The following is a 19,797-nucleotide window of genomic DNA, read 5'->3' on the forward strand; positions in this document are numbered from 1 at the left end:
GTTTTCGATATGTTTTGCTGGATACAACGATGTACATTCGCCGGTCGGCCGCGAGAGGGCGGTCGGGCAAATCCGCGACAGCGTTGCTTCTGCTAATTCGGGCCGGACGGGCGGCGGGTTACAGAAGCGGAAAAGCACTGCGAGAACGCATGCCGCTGTGTCGAATTGAATACATCGAGGATGGAGACTTGGATATGGATGGGTCCAGAGGCTTGAAAGGTCTTGCTTGCGGCGTGGCCGCGCTCGTGCTCGCCGGATGCGGCGGGGGCGGAAGCGACAACGGCGCGGTGTTCATTCCGCTGGTGCCGGCGTCTGCGCCGGTGCCGGCTTCACCGCCGCCCCCGCCCCCGCCGCCACCGCCACCGCCTCCGCCGCCGCCGCCGCCACCCCCCGCGCCCCCGGCGCCATCTGTCCAGCTCGACGGCGCCATCGACCGGCCGGCCGCGCTCACCGAGGCCGATCTCGCGGCACGCACGCCCATTACGCAGACCGTCAATTTCTCCAGCGGCAGCGGCGCCCAGGTGCACACCTACACCGGTGCCGGCCTGTGGCCGCTGCTGAGCGACGCCGGCCTGCAGCTCGATGCCGCGCGCAAGAACGACGTGCTCGGCCGCTACCTGCTGGCCACGGGTGCCGACGGCTACAAGGTGGTGTTCGCGCTCGGCGAGCTCAGCCCCGACTTCGGCAACAAGCCGAGCGTGGTCGCCTACGCGGAGACCACCGGCGGCGCCTCGGCGCCGCTGGGCACCGCGGACGGCCCGTTCCGCGTGACGGCGCCGGGCGACGTGAAGGGCGGGCGCTACGTGTCGAACCTGGTGCGGCTCGACGTGGCCGCCGCGCCCGCGACCGCCGCGGGCGTGGGCGGCGGCGTGTCGGCCTCGTTCGCCGTGTCCGGCAAGGTGGGCACCGCGAAGAGTTTCACGGCGGCGGACCTGAAGGGCCTCACGGCGTCGCCCGATGTGACGGTGGGCGGCAACGTGTACAGCGGCGTCAGCCTGTGGTCGCTGCTGAACGGCCTGGGCCTGCCCACCACGCCCAAGAACGCCACGCTCGGCATGTACGCCGTGGTGACCGGCAGCGACGGCTACCGGGCCGTGCTGTCGCTGGGCGAGATCGACCCCGGCTTCGGCGGCAAGGCGGCGATGGTCGCCTACCAGATGAACGGCGTCGACCTCACCACCACCGGCTTCGCGCGGCTGGTGGTGCCGGGCGAGGTGAAGCAGGGGCGCTCGGTGTCGAACGTGATCGCCATCGAGGTGTTCTCGACGATCAGCCCCTGAGCATCACGCCGGTCAGGCCGCTCAGCCGTTCACGCCGTTCATGCCGGCACGGCGCGCCGGCGCCGCAGCGGCGCCTTCCACAGCTCCGCCAGCAGCACGCCGGCCACCGTCAGCACCCCGCCGACCGCGTGGTACGCCGCCAGCGATTCGCCGATGACCGCGGCGGCGATCAGCGCGGTGAACAGCGGAATCAGGTTGAAGAACATGCTCGCGCGGCTCGGGCCGATGTGCGCCACCGTGTGCATCCACAACAGCGGCGCGACCATCGAGGCGCCCAGCCCGGCGAAGCCGACCAGCGGCAGGTTGGCCGCCGAGAGGCCCGTTTTCGGCGAGAGCAGGTACAGCGGCAGCAGCACGATCACGGCGCACACGATCTGCAGGTACAGCAGCTGCAGCGCGGGCACGTTCTTCATGCCCCAGCGCTTGAGCAGGATCACGTAGACGGCGTAGGCCAGCATGGCCAGCAGCATCAGGCCGTCGCCCAGGTTGGCGCCGGTCTTCAGCAGCGTGCCCAGGTCGCCCGAGGACACCACCACCGCCACGCCCGCGATCGACACCAGCGAGCCCGCCACCGCGCCGGCCGTGAGCCGCTGGCCCAGCAGCGCGATCGACAGCGCCAGCACCATCATGGGCGTGAGCGAGCCGATGATGCCCATGTGCGTGGCCGTGGTGAGGTAGGCCGCGTAGTAGGCCAGGCTCTGGTAGACCACCATGCCCAGCAGCCCGAGCACGGCAATGCGGCCCAGCTGCGGGCGAATCGCGCTCCAGTTGCGCAGCACCGGGCGCAATGCCAGGGGCGTGAAGAGCAGGGCGGCCAGCAGCCAGCGGTAGAAGCTGATCTCGGCGGGCGCGATGGCGCCGGCGGCCATCTTGCTGACGACGGTGTTGCCCGACCAGATGACGATGGCGAGCAGGGGGAAGGCGTAGGGCCACATGACGGGGAGCTTTCTTCGGGGTACGTGGCTATCATCGGTGCGTCTGTCCTGTGGCATATAGCTGAATCAGGACATATCGTCCGGCGATCCGGACGCTTTCAACCGGAGACCGCGCGCTTGCCCTCGTCCCTCCCCTTGCCCACTGTCGACACGACGCGCTACCTGCGGATCCAGAACGTGGAGGACCAGGAAGGCCCGTTCTATTTCCGCTACGACGAGTTCGGCGCCGACACGCTCGCCGCGCCGCACAGCCACAGCTGGGGCCACCTGAACTACGCCGCGCACGGCACCATGCAGATGGAAACCGAGGGCCTGCGCTTTCTCTCGCCGCCGCAGTACGCGGTGTGGATTCCGCCGAAGGTGGTGCACAGCTGCACCTTGCGCCACGCCATCGTCTACCGCTCGATCTATATCGCGCCCGGCCTGTGCGGCCAGCTGCCGGCCGAGGCGTGCACGGTGCGCATCAGCCCGATCATCCGCAGCGTGCTGGCCGATTTCGCGGCGCGCGAGCTGCACGTGCCCGCCACGCCCGCCGACCTGCGCCTGGCCCACGTGGTGGTCGACCAGCTGGCCGTGGCCGAGGTGCAGCGCTGCTATCTGCCGGCGGCGGCGTCGCCCGCGCTGGTCTCGGTGCTGGAGGCGCTGCAGGCCGAGCCCGGCGACCATCGCTCGCTGGCCGACTGGGCGCAGCGCGTGCACATGACCGAGCGCACGCTGGCGCGCCAGTGCCAGCGGGAGCTGGGCATGTCTTTCGGCGAATGGCGCCAGCGGCTGCGCTTCCTGCGCGCCATCGACGCGCTGGAGGCCGGGCGCACGGTGCAGGACATTGCGTTCGACCTGGGCTACAGCACGGCCTCGGCCTTCATCGCGATGTTCCAGCGCGAGGCCGGGACCACGCCGGAGCAGTACCGGCGGGAGTTCTGCGGGATCGCGTGACCGCGTGACCGCGTGGCCGCGTGGCCTCTTTGACTTTTGCGGGAAGGCGCTTTCCTCATGAGGCGATAATCCGCCCCGTGGAGCACGCCAGACCGCCGCTGGTGCTGGCCCGCAAGGGGCGACGCCGCAAGGCGCCGTGTCGAAAGACCGCACTGGAGGAACGTCCGGACTGCACAGGACAGCGCAGGAGTTAACGACTCTCCACCGTGAGGTGAGGATCAGAGCAACAGAGACGAGCCGATTCAGTTCGGGTGAAACGGGCAATCTCTGCGCGCAGCAACACCAAGTAGGCCAGTATCGAGGTGGTTCCGCTGAGCTGGCGGGTAGGTGGCATCGAGCCGTTTGGCGACAAACGGCCCAGAGTAATGGCGGTCACGTCGAGGGTTTCGCAAGAGGCCCTCGATGCACAGAATCCGGCTTATCGGCGAGCTTCACACTTTCTTTTTCGACGACGGCGCAATGCCGTCGTCGCGCATCCAGGGGCGCAACGCGGCGCCCGGTGCAATCCCTCTCATCTCCCCCAAAACGCCTCGTTGACCGTGCACGCCTGCACGGATCGGTAGAAACCCGTACAATCGATAGCAAGCTAACTATTAGGCAACTACCGTGATCGATTCCGACCCCTCCCTGCCAACGCGCGAACAGGCGCTGATGCGGCTCGGCACGTCGCTCGCGGTGTTGCAGCGCGGCTACCGCGCCGCGGCCGACAAGGCGGTGGCGCACGTCGGCGTGTCGCAGACGCTGGCCTATCCCATCGTGATGCTCGGGCGCATGAACGGCGAGGTGCGCCAGGGCGTGCTGGCCGAGGCGCTGGGCATCGAAGGGCCGTCGCTGGTGCGCTCGGTCGACCAGCTGGTCGAGGCGGGCCTGGTCGAGCGCCGCGAAGACCCGGCCGACCGCCGCGCCAAAACGTTGCACCTCACCGACGCCGGCAAGGCCACCTGCGCCCCCATCGAGGCCGCCCTGACGCTGATGCGCGCGTCGTTGTTCGACGGCGTGGCCGATGCCGACGTGGCCGCCTGCCTGCGCGTGTTCGCGGTGCTGGAAGAGCGCATGGGCGTGCGCGCCGTGCAGAACCCGCCGGCGCCCCCGGCACCTTCCGCCCCGCCCACTCCGCCCACTCCGCCAGCCCCCCCGCAAGAAGGGCGCAAGTAAATGGCCTCGCTCAGCCTCCCGCGCTTCACTCGCGCGGAGCTTCTCTTTTCCGCCAAGAGCTTCGCCGCCGCCATGCTCGCGATGTACCTCGCCAGCCGCGCCGGCCTGCCGCGCCCGTTCTGGGCGCTCATGACCACCTACGTCGTCGCCCATCCGCTGGCCGGCGCGGTGCGCTCCAAGGCGCTGTACCGCTTCTGCGGCACGCTCATCGGCAGCACCGCCACCGTGCTGCTGGTGCCCGCGCTGTCGAACGCGCCCGAGCTGCTCACGCTGGTGCTCGCGCTGTGGGTCGGGCTGTGCCTGTGCATCTCGCTGTTCGACCGCACGCCGCGCTCCTATGTGTTCATGCTCGCGGGCTACACGGCGGCGCTGATCGGTTTTCCGTCGGTGCAGACGCCGCTCGTGCTGTTCGACACCGCCGTGGCGCGGGTGGAAGAAATCGGCCTGGGCATCTTCTGCGCCACGCTGGTCCACAGCCTGGTGCTGCCCGCGGGGCTCGCGCCGACCGTGCTCGGCCTGCTCGACCGCACGCTGGTGGATGCGCGCAAGTGGCTCGGCGACCTGCTGCAGCCCGCCGGCCGCGATGACGCAGGCGGCCGTACCAAGGCCGACCCCAAGCGGCTCGACGACGACCGCCGCCGCCTGGCCGGCGACATCACGCAGCTGCGCCTTCTTTCCACCCACGTGCCCTTCGACACCACGCACCTGCGCTGGACCGCCGGCGCCATCCGCGCCATGCAGGACCGCGTGGCCGCGCTCACGCCCGCGCTGTCGGCCGTCGAAGACAGGCTGCAGGCGCTGGAGCAGGCCGAAGGCCGGCTGGCGCCCGACGTGGCCGCCGTGCTCGCGCAGGCCGCGCAATGGCTGCACGACGAAGCCGAGCCCACCGCCGACGCTGCCGCGCGCGGCCAGCGGCTGCAAGCGCTGCGCCGCGCCATCGACGGGCTCAGCACCCCACCTGCAGCCGCCGACGCACAACCTACCCCCTGGGGCCGCGCCCTGCGCATCGGCCTGGCCGGCCGGCTCGAGGAACTGATCGACGGCTGGACCGCCTGCGGCCAGTTGCGCCTGGACATCGACGAAGGCCTGAAGGGCGCCGCGCCGCTGCGCCGCACCGCCGCGCTCGGCGCGCGCGTGCTGCACCGCGACTACGGCATGGCGCTGCTGTCGGCGCTGGCCGCGGTCATCGCCATCTGCCTGTGCGGCGCGTTCTGGATCGTCACCGGCTGGCCCATGGGCTCGGCCGCCACCATGATGGCCGCGGTGTTCTGCTGCTTCTTCGCCACCATGGACGACCCGGTGCCGGCCATTCACGGTTTCCTGAAGTGGACGCTGTGGTCGGTGCCCATTTCCGCGGTCTACGTGCTGGTGCTCATGCCCACCGTGCAGGACTTCGGCATGCTGGTGGCTATCTGCGCGCCGCTGTTCCTGCTGCTGGGCCTGTACCTGCCGCGCCCGACGCACTTCATGCCGGCGATGGCGCTGGTCTTCGGCGTGGCCGGCACGCTGGCATTGCACGACACGGCCAGCTCCGACCTGGTGAGCTTCATCAACAGCATGATCGGCCAGATCGTCGGGGTGGTGGTCGCGGCGCGCGTCACCCGCCTGGTGCGCTCGGTGGGCGCCGACTGGAGCGCGCGGCGCATCCAGCGCGCCACCTGGCGCGAGCTGGGCGACATGGCCGCTTCGTCGCACCCGCAGTACGCGCAGAGCGACGCCTATGCCGTGCGCATGCTCGACCGCATCGGCCTGCTCGCGCCGCGCATCGCGCAGGCCGGCGGCACGGTCGAAGGCGTGGCCGCGAACGACGCGCTGCGCGACCTGCGCATGGGCGCCGACATCGTGGTGCTGCAACGCGTGCGCGCGCAGCTGCCCCTGGCCACCTCGGCCGCGCTGCTCGACAGCATCGCGCGCTTCTTCCGCCAGCGCGGCGAAGGGCGCATGAACCCGCGTCCGCCGGGGCTGCTGCCGCAGATCGACGAGGCGCTGAGCGCGGTGCTCGAAACGAGTGAAACAAGTGAAGCGCGCGAGGCCCGCGACGGCGCAGCTTCATCCGCGTCAGCGTCATCTGCTCCAGCTTCTTCTTCCGCTTCCTCCGCTGCGTCCCGCTCGGCCATCACCGCCCTGGTCGGCCTGCGCCGCAACCTCTTCCCCGAAGCGCCGCCGATGCTGGCGCGCGCCCCTGTTCAAGGAGCTTCCGCATGATCGGCGAAGCCAGTTTCTACGGCCTGTACCTGCCCTGGATCATGGTGCTGGCCCTCGGCGCGTTCGTGGCCCTGTGGGCCGTGCGCCGCCTGCTCGCAGCCACCGGCGCGTACCGCTGGGTGTGGCACCCGGCCCTGTTCGACATGGCGCTGTACCTGCTGCTGCTCTACGCGCTGAGCCGGGTCACCTCCTACCTTCAATGAATCGCGAGAGTCCCATGAAAGCCAGTTTTTCCTCCAACAACCCCTGGGCACCGCGCCTGGGCCGCGTGCTCCTGACCGTGGCCGTGGTGGCCGCCGCCGTGTGGGCGGGCTTTCGCCTGTGGGACCACTACGAGCTCGCGCCGTGGACGCGCGACGGCCGCGTGCGCGCCAACGTCGTGCAGATCGCGCCCGACGTGTCGGGCCTGGTCACTTCCGTGCCCATTCGCGACAACCAGTCGGTGGCCGCCGGCACGCTGCTGTTCGAGGTGGACCGCGCGCGCTACGACCTGGCCGTGCGCCAGGCGCAGGCCGCCCTGTCGGCGCAGCGCGCCATGAGCGCCCAGGTGCAGCGCGAGAACCAGCGCAACGTGGGTCTGAGCGACCTCATCTCCAAGGAGTCGCGCGAGCAGACCCGTTCGCGCGTCGAGCAGATGCAGGCCGCCGTGGCGCAGGCCGAAGTGGCGCTGGACTCGGCCCGCCTCAACCTGCAGCGCGCCGAAGTGCGCGCGCCCACCGACGGCCTGGTCACCAACCTCGACCTGCGCCAGGGCAGCTACGCCGCCGCGGGCCGCCCGGTGCTGGCGCTGGTCGATGCGCAGTCGTTCTACGTCGAGGGCTACTTCGAGGAAACCAAGCTGCCGCGCATTCACCTCGGCGACCGCGTGCGCGTGACGCCCATGGGCGGCGGCGCGGTGCTCGAAGGCGCGGTCGACAGCGTGGCCGCCGGCATTGCCGACCACGACCGCTCCACCAGCGCCAACCTGCTGCCCAGCGTGAACCCGACCTTCAACTGGGTGCGCCTGGCGCAGCGCATTCCGGTGCGCATCAAGCTCGACCCGTTGCCGCAAGGCGCGCGCCTGGTCTCCGGCCAGACCGTGACGGTGCAGGTGCTGGACAACAAGACGGCACAGAGCAAGACCGCTGCCGAGCCCGCCTCGGCGGCACCGAAGAAGGGATGAACACCATGACCCCCCGCTTCGTCACCCGCGGCATCTTCCGCATCGCGACGCTGGCCGCCGCGGCCGCGCTCGCGGCCTGCGCGGCGGTCGGCCCCGACTACAAGCAGCCGCCCGAAGCCCTGGCCAGCCAGAACGCCGCCGGCAAGCCCTTCGCGGGCGCCGCCGCGGGCTCGCCCGCCAGCGCCGCGCCGCTGCCCGCGCACTGGTGGCGCCTGTACCACGACCCGCTGCTCGACCGCCTCGTGGCGCAGGCGCTGGCCCACAACACCGACCTGCGCCAGGCCGTGGCCAACCTGGAGCGCGAGCGCGCCATCGACGACGAAGTGGCCGGCGGCAAGTACCCCACCATCGGCGTGAGCGGCGGGCCGTCGTTCGGCCACCAGTCGGGCATCCAGCTGCTGCAGCGCGGCTACGAGCCGCCCAGCACCTTCAACTACGGCCTGGGCGCCTCGCTGTCGTACCAGGTCGACCTGTTCGGCCAGCTGCGCCGCGCCATCGAGGCCTCCGCCGCCAACACCGAGGCCGCCGAAGCCGCGCTCGACCTGGTGCGCGTGAACGTGGCCGCGGGCACCGCGCGTGCGTATGCCGAGGCCTGCTCCACCGGCCTGCGCCTGGAGATCGCGCAGAAGTCCGTCAGCCTGCAGAAAGACGCGGTGAACGTCACCGAGCGCCTGCAGAACGCCGGGCGCGCCGGCGCCATCGACGCGGGCCGCGCGCGTGCGCAGCTGCAGTCGCTCAATGCCGCGCTGCCGCCGCTGCAGGCCAGCCGGCAGGCCGCGCTGTACCGCCTGGCCACGCTCACCGGCGCGCTGCCGCAAGACTTTCCGCGCGAGGTGGCCGACTGCACCACGCCGCCGCGCGTGGCCGGCGTGCTGCCCGTGGGCGACGGCGCCGCGCTGCTGCGCCGCCGGCCCGACATCCGCCAGGCCGAGCGCACGCTGGCCGCGTCCACCGCGCGCATCGGCGTGGCCACGGCCGACCTGTACCCGCACGTGTCGATCGGCCTGTCGGCCATGTCGGCCAGCACCGCCTCCGACTTCGGCCACAAGGACAGCATGAGCTACAGCCTGGGCCCGCTGATCTCGTGGACCCTCCCGAACACCGGCGTGGTGCAGTCGCGCATCGCGCAGGCCGAGGCCGGCACGCGCGGCGCGCTGGCGAAGTTCGACGGCACCGTGCTCACCGCGCTGCGCGAGACCGAGACCGCGCTCGGCAACTACGCCCGCGAGCTCGACCGCCGCGCCGCGCTGGAAGCCTCGCGCGACCAGAGCGCCATCGTGGCGCGGCAGGCGCGCCAGCTCTACCAGAACGGGCGCACCAGCTACCTCGAGTCGCTCGACGCCGAGCGCGCGCTGGCCGCGAGCGAGTCGTCGCTGGCCGCCAGCGAGGCGCAGCTGTCCGACGACCAGGTCATGCTTTTCATGGCACTGGGCGGGGGCTGGGAGCCGGACGATACGAACCTGGCGCAGGGTGGCGTGCACGACACTGCTCACAACGCCGTTCACGACGCCACCCACGACACCACGCACCCCGCCACGATCAGGCAATGACCCGCCCATGACCACCGCCGCAACCTCCGCGCTCCCGCCGCGCCTGCACGCGCCGCTGTGGCTGCTGGCGCTCGTCACCTTCAGCGGCACGCTGGCCATGCACGTCTTCGTGCCCGCGCTGCCCATCGCCGCGAAGAGCCTGGGCGCCGGCATGGGCGCCATGCAGATGACGGTGAGCCTCTACATCCTCGGCCTGGCGGTGGGCCAGCTGGTGTACGGGCCGCTGGCCGACCGCTACGGACGGCGCCCGGTGCTGCTGGTCGGGCTGGGCATCTACTGCGTGTCGGGGCTCGCCGCGGCTGTCGCGCCCGAGGTGCATTCGCTGATCGCGGCGCGGCTGTTCCAGGCCATCGGCGGGTGCGCCGGGCTGGTGCTGGGGCGCAGCATCGTGCGCGACACCGCGGGCCCGCAGGAGGCCACGCGCCGCCTCGCGCTGATGAACCTGATGGTCACCATCGGCCCCAGCCTGGCACCGCTGATCGGCGGCGCGCTGGCCACCACGCTGGGCTGGCGCTCCATCTTCTATGCGCTGTTCGGCCTGGGCGTGGTCGGGTTCCTGTTCACCTGGCGGCTGATGCCCGAGACCGGTTCGCCCGGTGCCGCGGTCAACGCCAGGGATCTCGCGCGCAACTACAGGAAGCTGCTGGCCTCGCCGGCCTTTCTCGGCTTTTCGATCGGCGGCGGCTGCGCCACCACGTCGATGTACGCCTTCATCGCGTCGGCGCCCTTCATCTTCGTGGACCAGCTGCACCGGCCCGCGCACGAGGCGGGCATCTACCTGGCGATATTGGTGTCGGGCGTGTGGCTCGGCAGCTTCCTGACCAGCCACATGATCTCGCGCGTGCGCGTCGACCGGCTCATGGTGCGCTCCAACGCGCTGAGCGTGGCCGCGGCCTTCGTGCTGCTGGGCGCGGCGCTCAGCCAGCACCTGTCGGTGCCGCTCATCGTCACCTGCATGTTCCTGTTCACGGTCGGCTGCGGCATGGCCTCGCCGGCCGCACTCACGCAGGCCATCAGCGTGAACCCGCAGGTCATCGGCTCGGCCTCGGGCCTGTACGGCTTCACGCAGATGGCCGTGGGCGCGCTGTGCACCGCGCTCGCGGGCATGGGCCACCGCAACCCGGCGCTGGCCTCGGCCATCGTGCTGGCGGGGGCGGGCATCGTGGCGCAGCTGTCGTTCGCGGTGGCGCTGCGTGCGCAGCGGCGCGCGGACGAGGCACGCCGGGTGGCGGCCGAGGCCGTGTAGGCGCCGCGGCAAGCGCAGGTCGTTCAGCCCACCGGCGCGCGCCGGCCCTGGCCCTCTTCGGCCAGGAACTCCACCAGCTTCGGCAGCGACGCGTCCATCGGCCGGTTGGCGTGCAGCCGCATCACATAGCCCCATGAGCCCGGCATGCGCAGCGCCGGCGTCAGCGCCACCAGCCGGCCGCGGGCCAGTTCCTCGTCGATGAGCGGCGCGCGGCCCAGGGCGATGCCCACGCCCGCCGCGGCCGCCGCCACCACGGTGCTCAGGCCGCTGAACACCAGCGGGTCGCGCCCGGCGCTGTCCGGCAGGCCCAGCCGGAGGCGCCAGGTGCGCCAGTCGGTCTCCGGGCTGTCGATGTGTTTTTCTTCCAGCCAGCGGTGCCGCGCAAGGGCCAGCGGGTCGTCGCGCTCGTGCGCTGGAATCAGCGCCGGGCTGCAGACCGGCACCACGGTCTCGGTGAACAGCGGAATGTCGCCGGCCTCCGCAAAGCGCGGGCCCAGGGCCTGCTTGTGCAGGAAGGCCAGGTCGAGGTCCTGCGCCTTCCACGCGGGGTCCTGGCTGGCATGCAGGAACAGCTGCACGTCGATGTCAGGGTGCATCTCCGCGAAGCGCCCGATGCGCGGCGCCAGCCACAGTGCCGCGAGCGACGGGTTGGCCGACACGTTCAGGTGAACCCGCCGCTTGCCGCTGGCACCGGCCCGCGCATGGCGGCAGGCGCTGTCGAGCAGGGTCAAGGCCTGTCGCACCGACACCAGCAGCGCGGCGCCGGCCTCGGTGGTCTGCGCGCGGCGCACCGTGCCGCCGCGCAGCAGCAGGCTCACGCCCAGGTCGGCCTCCAGCGCGCGCAGCTGGTGGCTGACGGCGCTCTTGGTGACGTTGAGCTCGGCGGCGGCGCGGCTCAGGCTGCCGAGGCGGGCGACCGCTTCGAAGGCGCGCAGGGTGGCCAGGGGTGGCATGGGCACAAGAAGATCGGCGACAACACGAAGAAGGGGTGCAATTTAGCTCAACCCACGAGTGAGTAACTATCGCTTTCGCCCGCATGCCGGATGCCCGACCATCGCCGCTTCCCAGGAAGCAACCGACATGTACTTCGACACCAGGCTATGGCAACTGACCGCGGGGCTGCGCATGCGCATGGCCGGCGGCATCTTTCTCGGGTTGCTGGCGCTGGCCGCCGGCATCGCCCGCTACGTGTTCCTCGGCCAGTTGCTGACGCGCGTGTTCGACGGTGCGCCCGCCACCGAGTGGCTCGCGCCGGCCGCCTGCGCCGGCGCCATGGTGCTGCTGCGCGCGCTGTTCGACCACCTGCGCACCGTGCAGGCCAACCGGTCGTCCGCCGACGTGCAGCAGGCGCTGCGCGCGCGGCTGTACGACCGCATCGTCGCGCTGGGGCCGGCCTGGTTCGCCAACCAGCGCACCGGCGGCGTGATGCTGACGGTGGTGGACGGCGTGGAGCAGCTGCAGACCTTCTTCGGCCAGTACCTGCCGCAGGTCGTCATCGCGGCGGCGGCGCCGTTCGCCATCTTCGCGGTCATCGCCTTCTGGGACGTGCCGACCGCGCTCGTGTTCCTGGTCGCGGCGCTGTTCGCGCTGTTCGGCCCGATGGCCGTGCACATGATCGACCGCCGCGCGAGCCTGGCGCGCACGCGCTCGCTGAACGCGTTCGGCGAGGAGTTTCTCGATGCCGTGCAGGGCCTGCCCACGCTCAAGTCGTACGGCCAGGGCAAGGCCTGGGGCGAGCGCCTGGCGGCCCGCGCGCGCAAGCTGTCGGACAGCACGTTCTGGGTGCTGTCGGTGAGCCTGCTGACGCGCGGCATCAGCGACCTGGGCGTGGCGCTGGGCGCGGCGCTGGCGCTGACCGTGGGCACCTGGCGCGTGGCGGCCGGCGACATGAGCGTGGAAGCGCTGCTCATCGTGCTGATGGCCGGCACCGAGATCTTTCGGCCGCTGCGCGACCTGCGCTCCGTGCTGCACCGGGGCATGCTGGGGCAGTCCGCCGCGGCGAGCATCCATGCGCTGATGGACGCACGGCCGCTGACCGCCGCGCCCGATGTGCAGGCCACCGATGGCGCGCCGACGCGCCTGGCGCCGACCATCGAGTTCGACGCCGTGTCGTTCTCGTACTCGCCGCAGCGCCCCGCGCACCAGGGCCTGTCGCTGCGCATCGCGCCCGGCGAGCGCGTCGGCATCGTGGGCCCGAGCGGCGTGGGCAAGTCCACCATCGTGCGGCTGCTGCTGCGCGAGTGCGTGCCGCAGGCCGGCACCATCCGCGTGGGCGGGCACGACGTCAACCGGCTCGACACGCAGACGCTGCTGGGCCACATGGCGCTGGTCAGCCAGGACATCACGCTGTTCCACGGCACCATCGACGACAACCTGCGGCTGGGGCGGCCCGAGGCGACGCACGAGCAAGTGCGCGCCGCGGCCCGCGCGGCCAACATCGACGACTTCATCATGGCGCTGCCGCAGGGCTACGCCACGCCCATCGGCGAGCGCGGCCTGCAGCTGTCGGGCGGGCAGCGCCAGCGCGTGGCGATTGCCCGCGCGCTGCTGCGCGACGCGCCCATCCTGATCCTGGACGAAGCGCTGTCTTCGGTCGACACCGAGAACGAGGCGCTGATCCAGCAGGCGCTGGACCGCCTGATGGCCGGGCGCACCACGCTGATCCTGGCGCATCGGCTGGCCAGCGTCATCGGCGCGGACCGCTGCCTGGTGCTCGACCACGGGCGGGTGGTGGAGCAGGGGCCCCACGCCGAGCTCATGCGCCAGCGGGGCCTGTACTACCGGCTGATGCACGAGCAGGCGGTGAGCGCTGCAACGCCATTGGGCACCGCGGCGCCTTCGCGTGCCACGGCGAAAGCCGCGTCGCCGCGTGTTGCCGGCGATGGCGACCGCAATGCAGACAGTGACGCAGACAGCGACAACGAAAGCGGCCAGGGCCCGGCCCTGCGCTCGCTGGACACCGATGCCGCCCAAGTCGGCTGGTCCGCCACGCTGGCCACGCTGCTGTCGGTGGTGCGGCCCTGGCGCGGCACGCTGGTCGCCACCATCCTGCTGGGCGTGGCACGCGTGGCGGCCTTCATCGGCGTGGGCGTGCTCAGCGCGCTGGTGGTGGCCGCCATCCGCGACGGCCGGGACACTTCGGCGCTGGTCGTCGGGCTGCTGGTCGCCGCGCCGCTGGCCGCGCTGTTCCACTGGCTCGAGTCCTGGCTGGCGCACGCCATGGCCTACCAGCTGCTGGCCGACATGCGCGTCAAGCTCTACGACAAGCTGGAGCGGCTGGCGCCCGCATACCTGCTGCAGCGCCGCTCGGGCGACCTGGTCGCGCTGGCCACGCACGACGTGGAAATGGTCGAGTACTTCTACGCCCACACCATCGCCCCGGCCATCGTGTCGGTGCTGGTTCCGCTGTCGGTGCTCGGCTTTCTCGCGGCGTACAACGCGCCGGTGGCGCTGGCGCTGCTTCCGTTCCTGGCGTATGCGCTGCTGTCGCCCGTCCAGGGCCGGCGCAAGATCGACGCACTGGGCGACCGCGCCCGCCACGCCCTGGGAGAAATGAGCGCCCACACCACCGACACCATCCAGGGCCTGGCCGACCTGACCGCCTTCCAGGCCACCGGCCGCCGCCGCGCGCAGTTTCTCGAGGTCGCCGACCGGTCGCGCGGCAAGCGGCTGGAACTGCTGCGCGACCTGTCGCGCCAGGGCGCCTGGTTCGAAGTCGCGATGGGGCTCGGCGGGCTGGCCGTCGCCGTGGTCGGCGCGCTGCAGGTGGCCGCCGGTGCGCTGCCCGCCGGCATGCTGCCGCTGCTGGTGCTGATCGCGCTGGCCACCTTCCTGCCGGTGTCCGAGATTTCGCAGGTCAGCCGCCAGCTGGCCGACACCATCGCCGCCACGCGCCGGCTGCATGTGGTCAACAACGAACCCGAGCCGGTCGAGGACGGCACGCTGTCGGTACCGCTGCCCTCGCAGGCAGGGTCGCAGGCGGGGGCGCAGGGGTTGTCGCTGGCCTTCGAACACGTCTGCTTCGCCTACCCCGGCAAAGCGCAGGACACCTTGCGCGACCTGAGCTTCACCGTGCCCGCCGGCGCCACCGTGGCCGTGGTCGGTGCCTCGGGGGCCGGCAAGAGCACCGTGGCCAGTCTGCTGCTGCGGTTCTGGGACCCGCGGCAAGGCACCGTGAGGCTTGGCGGCGCGGACGTGCGCGAACTGCGGCTCGACGGCCTGCGCGAGCGCGTGGCGCTGGTGACGCAGGACACCTACCTCTTCAACGACACGCTCGAAGGCAACATCCGCCTGGCCCGCCCCGATGCCACGCCCGCGGAACTGGCGCTGGCACTGGAGCAGGCGGCGCTCACGGCCTTCGTGCAGACCCTGCCCGAGGGCCTGGCCACCCGCGTCGGCGAGCGCGGCATGCAGTTGTCCGGCGGGCAGCGCCAGCGCATCTCTATTGCCCGCGCCTTCCTGAAGAACGCGCCGGTGCTCATCCTGGACGAGGCCACCTCGCACCTGGACTCGCTCTCCGAAGCGCAGGTGCGCGGCGCGCTCGACGTGTTGATGCGGCACCGGACCACGGTGGTGATCGCCCACCGCCTGTCGACCATTCGCGATGCCGACCTGATCCTGGTGCTGGAAAACGGCGCGCTGGCCGAAGCCGGCACGCACGACGCGTTGCTGCGCAGGCAGGGCGCCTACGCGAAGCTGGCGAGCCACCAGGGATCGGGCCTGGTCGAGCCGCTGTCGGCGCCGGTATGACGACCCGCTGCCCGGGCCGTGCGTGGCCCTTGCCTAGCGCGTGAAGAGCCAGCCGCCCTTCGGCTGGCGCGTGAGCTCGTGGCGCTTCACGGCGCGCTCCTCGCCGTCGTCGCCCACGTACACCACCTCGAAGCGCAGCAGCTTCGGCGTCACCATCTTCCAGTTCTGCATGCGCTGCACGGTCACGCAGGCGGTCTTGTCGTGGAACTGCATTTCCGACATCGGCCCGCCCTGGAAGCCCGTGCCGTCGAACAGGCGCCCCGGCGCCGCGAAGGGGTTGAGCACCGCGCCGTTGCGCGCGGTGATGCAGCCTTCGGTGCGCACGAACGATTCGATGGTCGGCGACGCGCTGCGCAGCACCTTCTCGATGGCCGGGCTGGGCGCCTTGGTGCCGATGGCCTCGCGGATGCGCTCCACCTGCGCCTCGGTGATGGGGGCCAGCCCGTCGCGCGTGACCACCGCCGGCGGTGGGGCCGGGATGGAAGGCGCAGGCGGCGGCGCGGGGTTGAGGTAACTGCAGCCGGCGACCAGTGCCAGGGGCACGGTGCAGGCCAGGGCGGCGCTCGTTGAGCCGAACTTCATGGCTGAGTCTCCTGTCGGCGGCACGGGCGTGCCGCAGGCTGAAAAATGCAGTCCGCGAACATGCGGTGCGTCGTCGGGGGGAAGGCTTCGCCGGGCCGGAGGCCGGGGTGTCGTCTTTGTTGTCGTTGTTCTTTTCAGAAGCGTTCGTGCGGTGCCAGGTAGCGCCACTGACCGGGCTGCAGCCCCGCCAGCGGCACGCGGCCGATGCGGATGCGCCGCATCGCCAGGATGCGCAGCTCCACGTGGTCGCAGATGTGCGCAATCTGCCCCGGCCGCGCGCCCTTCAGCGCAAAGCGCAGGCCGGTCTGCTCGTCGCTCTGGCGGCCGATGCTCACGCGGGCCGGCGAGCGCTCCAGCCGCGCCAGCGTCTCGGGGCTCACCGGGCCGGCCACGTCGACCATCACCTCGTGCTCGAGGATGCCCGCGTCTTCCTGCAGCTTGCGTTCGATGCGGAATTCCTGCGTGTACGCGACCAGCCCGCTGGCGCCGGTTTCCAGCGGCGTCATGCAGTGCTGCCCCTTGGCATGCGCCGGCAGAAAGCGCTGGCCGGCGCGCTCGGGCTCGTGGTGGTTCGCGGCCACCAGCAGGCGGTGCGCGTTGTCGGTCGGCATGCCCGCGGGCTTGTACAGCAGCAGGGTGACGGGCAGCACCGGCTCGGGCTTGGCGCCGGCGGCAATCTCCACCTGCTGGTGCGGCAGCACGCGCGATTGCGGCAGCGTCTGCGCCACGCCGTCCACGCGCACCGCGCCGTTCTCGATCAGCAGCTCGGCTTCGCGGCGCGACACGCCGGCCATCGCGGCCACGCGCTTGGCCAGGCGAATGCCTTCGTCGGCATCGCCGCGGCCCTGGTTGCGGCTGTTGCCGTTTTCGCGGCCCTTGCCGTCCCCGCGCTGGTCATGCGGCGTGTTCTTGTCGTGGTTGTCGTTGGTCATCAAGTTGCAGTCAGTTGCCGGATGCGCGCCACATGCGCGGCCAGCGAGCGGGCCGCCACCGGCCACATGCGCTCGGGCACGTCGTCATAGGCCAGGGGCAGCCATTGTTCGGGCGTGCCGTCGGGCAGCTTGCGCATGGCCGCGGCAATCTTGGCCTCGCGCTTCAGGCGGTGCGCCTTCAGCATGCCGATGGCCGTGCGCGCAAAGCCGATCACGTAGCCGTGCGCCGGCAGGATGAACTCGACGTGCCCCGCCTCGCAGGCCGCGTCGAGCGCGTCCAGCGAACCCAGGTATGCCGTCATGTCGCCGTCGGGCGGGTCCACCACCGTGGTGCTGCCGTTGAGGATGTGGTCGCCCGAGAACAGCAGGCCGTCTTCCTCGAGCACCAGGCACAGGTGGTTGGCAGCATGGCCGGGCGTGTGGATCACGCGCAGCGTGTGCGTGAGCGGGTGGCCCTCGGCGTCGCTGCCCGAGAGCACCAGCCGCTCGCCGTCCTGCAGCTCGCGCTCGGCCGTGAAGCGCGCCGACGAGCGCGCCGTGGGCGCCGACGACAGCCCCAGGATCGGCGGCTTCGCGCCCTTGCACAGCGCCTGCAGCGGCGCGGCGCCCGGCGAGTGGTCGGCATGCGAATGCGTGCACACGATCATGCGGATGTCGCCGTGCGTGGCGCGCCACAGGCGGCCGATGTGGTCGAAGTCGTTCGGGCCCGGGTCGATCACGATGTAGCCGGTGGCCGCGTCGCCCACGATGTAGCTGTTGGTGCCCGGGCCGGTCATGGCGCTGGGGTTGGGCGCGGTCAGGCGCATCACGTTCTTTAGCAGGGGCACCGGCTGCTCGCTCTGCCAGTCGAGCGCATGCAGCATCTGGCCGTCGGGGCACACCAGCGCAAGCTCGCCGAAGGGCGACTCGTGCTCCATGTAGCGCACGTCGGCGCCCTTAAGCAGGCCGCCGCGCGGACAGCTGGTCCACAGCGGCGCTTCGCCGGCGCCGCCGGGCGCGCAGGCCGCGAGCACCGAGTCGACGGTGGTGTACGCGGCCATGCGCTGCAGCGTGCGCACGGTCGGGAAAATCATGAAGAAGCTGCCCGCATCGTGCCGCGCGAGCGCGTCGGCGGGGCGCACCCAGCAGGGCTCGAACTGTTCGCTTTCGTCGGCGCTGGGCTCCTGGCCTTCGGGCATGCGCGCGACCAGGAAGGGCACGTCGAAGCGCTTGGGCAGGTCGCGGTCGGTGATCCAGTGCGCGAAGGTGAACACGCGGTCCGAGTCGAGCACCAGGCCATGCGCGGCGCACTGGTCGGCGAACGCGGTGCCGGCGGTGTCGTCGCGGTCCATGGCGGCGATGTCTTCGGCGCTCACGGGGCGGCCGTCGGCATGGTGGGCGAGCAGCACGCCGAGTTCTTCGAAGGCCTCGCGGATGGCCGCGATGGCCTGCGTGCGCTGCACGCGGCTTTGCGTGGGGCGGCGCGTGGCGATGCGCTTGGCGGCTTCGTCGGCGGCATCGATGTGGCCGCCGGGAAAGACATAGGCGCCGGGTGCGAAGCTGGCGGTGGCCGAGCGGCGCGTCATGAGCACTTCGAAGCCGGCGTCGGTGTCGCGCAGCAGCAGCACGGTGGCGGCTGCGCGCACCGTCACGGGCTCGCGGTGGGGGTGGAGTTGTTGTGTGGGGCGGACCATGGGGTGATTATCGGGAGCGGGCGCGGCGCGTGCTTGAAACACCAGGCCGGGTGCATAAGCTCAGAGGGAAACAGGCATGAGCGGCGCGCCACAATCCGGCTTTTCCGACTCGTTGCAGCTTGCGCGGACCGCCCTGGACAAGGGCTGAAAGACTGACATGGCCCATTCTCGTTCCTCCCTTTTTTCTCGTCTCATGCCTGCCCGTTCCATGCCTGCCCGTTTCATGCGCGGTGCCTTGACGCTCGCCGCAGCATTGCTCGTGGCTTCCGCGGCCTTTGCCCAACAGGACTGGCCCCAGCAACCTGTCACCCTGATCATGGGCTTCCCCGCGGGCTCGGGCGTCGACGTGGTGGCCCGCGCCATCCAGGAACCGCTGGCAAGGCAGCTGGGCCGCCCGGTCATCATCGACTACAAGTCGGGCGCGGCCGGCAACATCGCGAGCGACTACGTGGCCCACGCCAAGCCCGACGGCTACACGCTGGCCTTCGGCACGGCGGCCACGCACGGCAGCAACGCCGCGCTGTACAAGAAGCTGCCCTTCGACGTGGAGGCCGACTTCGTCGCGGTGGCGCCGGTGCTCGACGTGTCGAACGTGCTCACCATCAACCCGGACGTGATCAACGTCAAGACCTTGAAGGAATTCGTCGAGCTGGTCAAGGCCAACCCGGGCAAGTACAACTATGCGTCTACAGGCAACGGCGCGGGCACGCACATGGCGTTCGCCGAGTTCAATTCGCGCCTGGGGCTGAACATGGTGCACGTGCCGTACAAGGGCGGGCCCGAGGCCATCACGTCGGTGGTGCGCGGCGAGACCTGCTGCATCATGAACCAGGTGCAGACGGTGCTGCCGCAGTACAAGGCCGGCAAGGTGCGGCTGCTGGGCGTGACGACGGCCACCGCGGTCCCTGCCGTGAAAGAGGTGCCCACCATCGCCTCCAGCGGGCTGCCGGGCACCAAGGGTTTCGACAGCTCGATCTGGTTCGGCATCTTCGCGCCCAAGGGCACGGACGCGCAGATCGTCGACAAGCTCAACGCGGCGGTGAAGGCGGTGCTCGAGCAGCCCGAGGTCCGCGAGCGTTTCGAGAGCCAGGGGAACACGGTGCGCATCGAGACGCCGGCACAGTTCAAGAAGACCGTGCATGAGAACCGGCTGAAGTGGGCCGAGGTTGCCAAGGCTGCGAACATCAGCGTCGATTGAGTTGCTGTGCCGGGTTCGCTGGGGGCATTCGGGGCGCGTGCACAGGCCGCCGGGTACTTCCCTCCGCGAATGTCCCCCGCTTCGCTCCTCCTTTTACCGGGACTTCTCCAATCCGCAAGCGGCGGTGCGAGTTTGGTTTTTCAATAGGCGGTATTGGCTGCGTCAAGGTGAGGGCCAAGCTGCAATAGAACCAG

Annotated in this window: 15 protein-coding genes and 1 other RNA gene; 11 read left to right on the plus strand and 5 right to left on the minus strand. The window is 71.1% G+C overall.

Features of this window, described 5'->3' with window-relative positions; translation table 11 throughout:
- The first annotated feature begins 212 nt into the window (after positions 1-212).
- Entirely contained in the window at positions 213-1,280 is a 1,068-nt protein-coding gene (locus QTI51_RS29385) for a molybdopterin-binding protein (protein ID WP_286516890.1), read from the plus strand.
- A 38-nt stretch (positions 1,281-1,318) separates the two neighbouring features.
- Here QTI51_RS29385 and QTI51_RS29390 read toward each other — a convergent pair whose 3' ends face one another.
- Positions 1,319-2,215 carry a DMT family transporter gene (locus tag QTI51_RS29390; RefSeq protein ID WP_116910811.1) on the minus strand — a complete coding sequence of 299 codons (897 nt, stop codon included), beginning with the start codon at positions 2,213-2,215 and terminating at the stop codon, positions 1,319-1,321.
- A 117-nt stretch (positions 2,216-2,332) separates the two neighbouring features.
- On the opposite strand from QTI51_RS29390, the gene QTI51_RS29395 reads away from it, so the two are divergent.
- The 8 genes from QTI51_RS29395 to QTI51_RS29430 all read left to right on the plus strand — a co-directional run bounded on the left by QTI51_RS29395 (position 2,333) and on the right by QTI51_RS29430 (position 10,469).
- The gene (locus QTI51_RS29395) at positions 2,333-3,151 is read left to right on the plus strand and encodes an AraC family transcriptional regulator (RefSeq protein ID WP_286516889.1); all 819 of its coding nucleotides are present in this window, start codon (positions 2,333-2,335) and stop codon (positions 3,149-3,151) included.
- A gap of 79 nt (positions 3,152-3,230) precedes the next feature.
- An RNA gene (rnpB, locus tag QTI51_RS29400) (RNase P RNA component class A) lies at positions 3,231-3,588 on the plus strand.
- Between the two features lie 214 nt (positions 3,589-3,802).
- Positions 3,803-4,306: a MarR family winged helix-turn-helix transcriptional regulator gene (locus QTI51_RS29405; protein WP_286517084.1), complete on the plus strand. Its 504-nt coding sequence runs from the start codon at positions 3,803-3,805 to the stop codon at positions 4,304-4,306.
- Positions 4,307-6,511, plus strand: a complete 2,205-nt coding sequence (locus tag QTI51_RS29410; RefSeq protein ID WP_286516888.1) for an FUSC family protein — start codon at positions 4,307-4,309, stop codon at positions 6,509-6,511.
- On the plus strand, positions 6,508-6,714 hold the full coding sequence (locus QTI51_RS29415; protein WP_286516887.1) for a DUF1656 domain-containing protein: 207 nt from the start codon (positions 6,508-6,510) through the stop codon (positions 6,712-6,714). The genes QTI51_RS29410 and QTI51_RS29415 overlap by 4 nt, the downstream gene beginning before the upstream one ends.
- A gap of 14 nt (positions 6,715-6,728) precedes the next feature.
- Positions 6,729-7,673, plus strand: coding sequence for an efflux RND transporter periplasmic adaptor subunit (locus QTI51_RS29420; RefSeq protein WP_116910610.1), 945 nt, complete (start codon positions 6,729-6,731; stop codon positions 7,671-7,673).
- Positions 7,674-7,678: 5 nt separating this feature from the next.
- Positions 7,679-9,223, plus strand: coding sequence for an efflux transporter outer membrane subunit (locus tag QTI51_RS29425; protein ID WP_286516886.1), 1,545 nt, complete (start codon positions 7,679-7,681; stop codon positions 9,221-9,223).
- Between the two features lie 7 nt (positions 9,224-9,230).
- A complete protein-coding gene (locus tag QTI51_RS29430) occupies positions 9,231-10,469 on the plus strand; it encodes a multidrug effflux MFS transporter (RefSeq protein ID WP_286516885.1) in 1,239 nt (412 codons plus the stop codon).
- Between the two features lie 23 nt (positions 10,470-10,492).
- On the opposite strand, the gene QTI51_RS29435 is transcribed toward QTI51_RS29430, so the two are convergent.
- Positions 10,493-11,422 (minus strand): LysR substrate-binding domain-containing protein, encoded by a 930-nt coding sequence (locus tag QTI51_RS29435; RefSeq protein WP_286516884.1) that lies wholly within the window; start codon positions 11,420-11,422, stop codon positions 10,493-10,495.
- 127 nt (positions 11,423-11,549) lie between these two features.
- Here QTI51_RS29435 and QTI51_RS29440 point away from each other — a divergent pair, with 127 nt between their 5' ends.
- Entirely contained in the window at positions 11,550-15,218 is a 3,669-nt protein-coding gene (locus QTI51_RS29440) for an ABC transporter ATP-binding protein/permease (protein WP_286516883.1), read from the plus strand.
- A 33-nt stretch (positions 15,219-15,251) separates the two neighbouring features.
- Here the strand turns inward: QTI51_RS29440 and QTI51_RS29445 are convergent, their stop codons facing one another.
- From QTI51_RS29445 to QTI51_RS29455, 3 genes are all read right to left on the minus strand, one after another.
- Complete coding sequence (locus QTI51_RS29445; protein ID WP_286516882.1) at positions 15,252-15,800, minus strand: hypothetical protein; 549 nt, start codon at positions 15,798-15,800, stop codon at positions 15,252-15,254.
- A gap of 134 nt (positions 15,801-15,934) precedes the next feature.
- Positions 15,935-16,732 (minus strand): RNA pseudouridine synthase, encoded by a 798-nt coding sequence (locus QTI51_RS29450; RefSeq protein WP_286516881.1) that lies wholly within the window; start codon positions 16,730-16,732, stop codon positions 15,935-15,937.
- Positions 16,732-18,405 carry an MBL fold metallo-hydrolase gene (locus QTI51_RS29455; protein ID WP_286516880.1) on the minus strand — a complete coding sequence of 558 codons (1,674 nt, stop codon included), beginning with the start codon at positions 18,403-18,405 and terminating at the stop codon, positions 16,732-16,734. The genes QTI51_RS29450 and QTI51_RS29455 overlap by 1 nt, the downstream gene beginning before the upstream one ends.
- Before the next feature lie 193 nt (positions 18,406-18,598).
- Here QTI51_RS29455 and QTI51_RS29460 point away from each other — a divergent pair, with 193 nt between their 5' ends.
- Positions 18,599-19,603 carry a Bug family tripartite tricarboxylate transporter substrate binding protein gene (locus QTI51_RS29460; protein ID WP_503011551.1) on the plus strand — a complete coding sequence of 335 codons (1,005 nt, stop codon included), beginning with the start codon at positions 18,599-18,601 and terminating at the stop codon, positions 19,601-19,603.
- Positions 19,604-19,797: the final 194 nt, after the last annotated feature.

The sequence above is a fragment of the Variovorax sp. J22G73 genome, from assembly GCF_030317035.1.
Lineage (GTDB): Bacteria > Pseudomonadota > Gammaproteobacteria > Burkholderiales > Burkholderiaceae_C > Variovorax.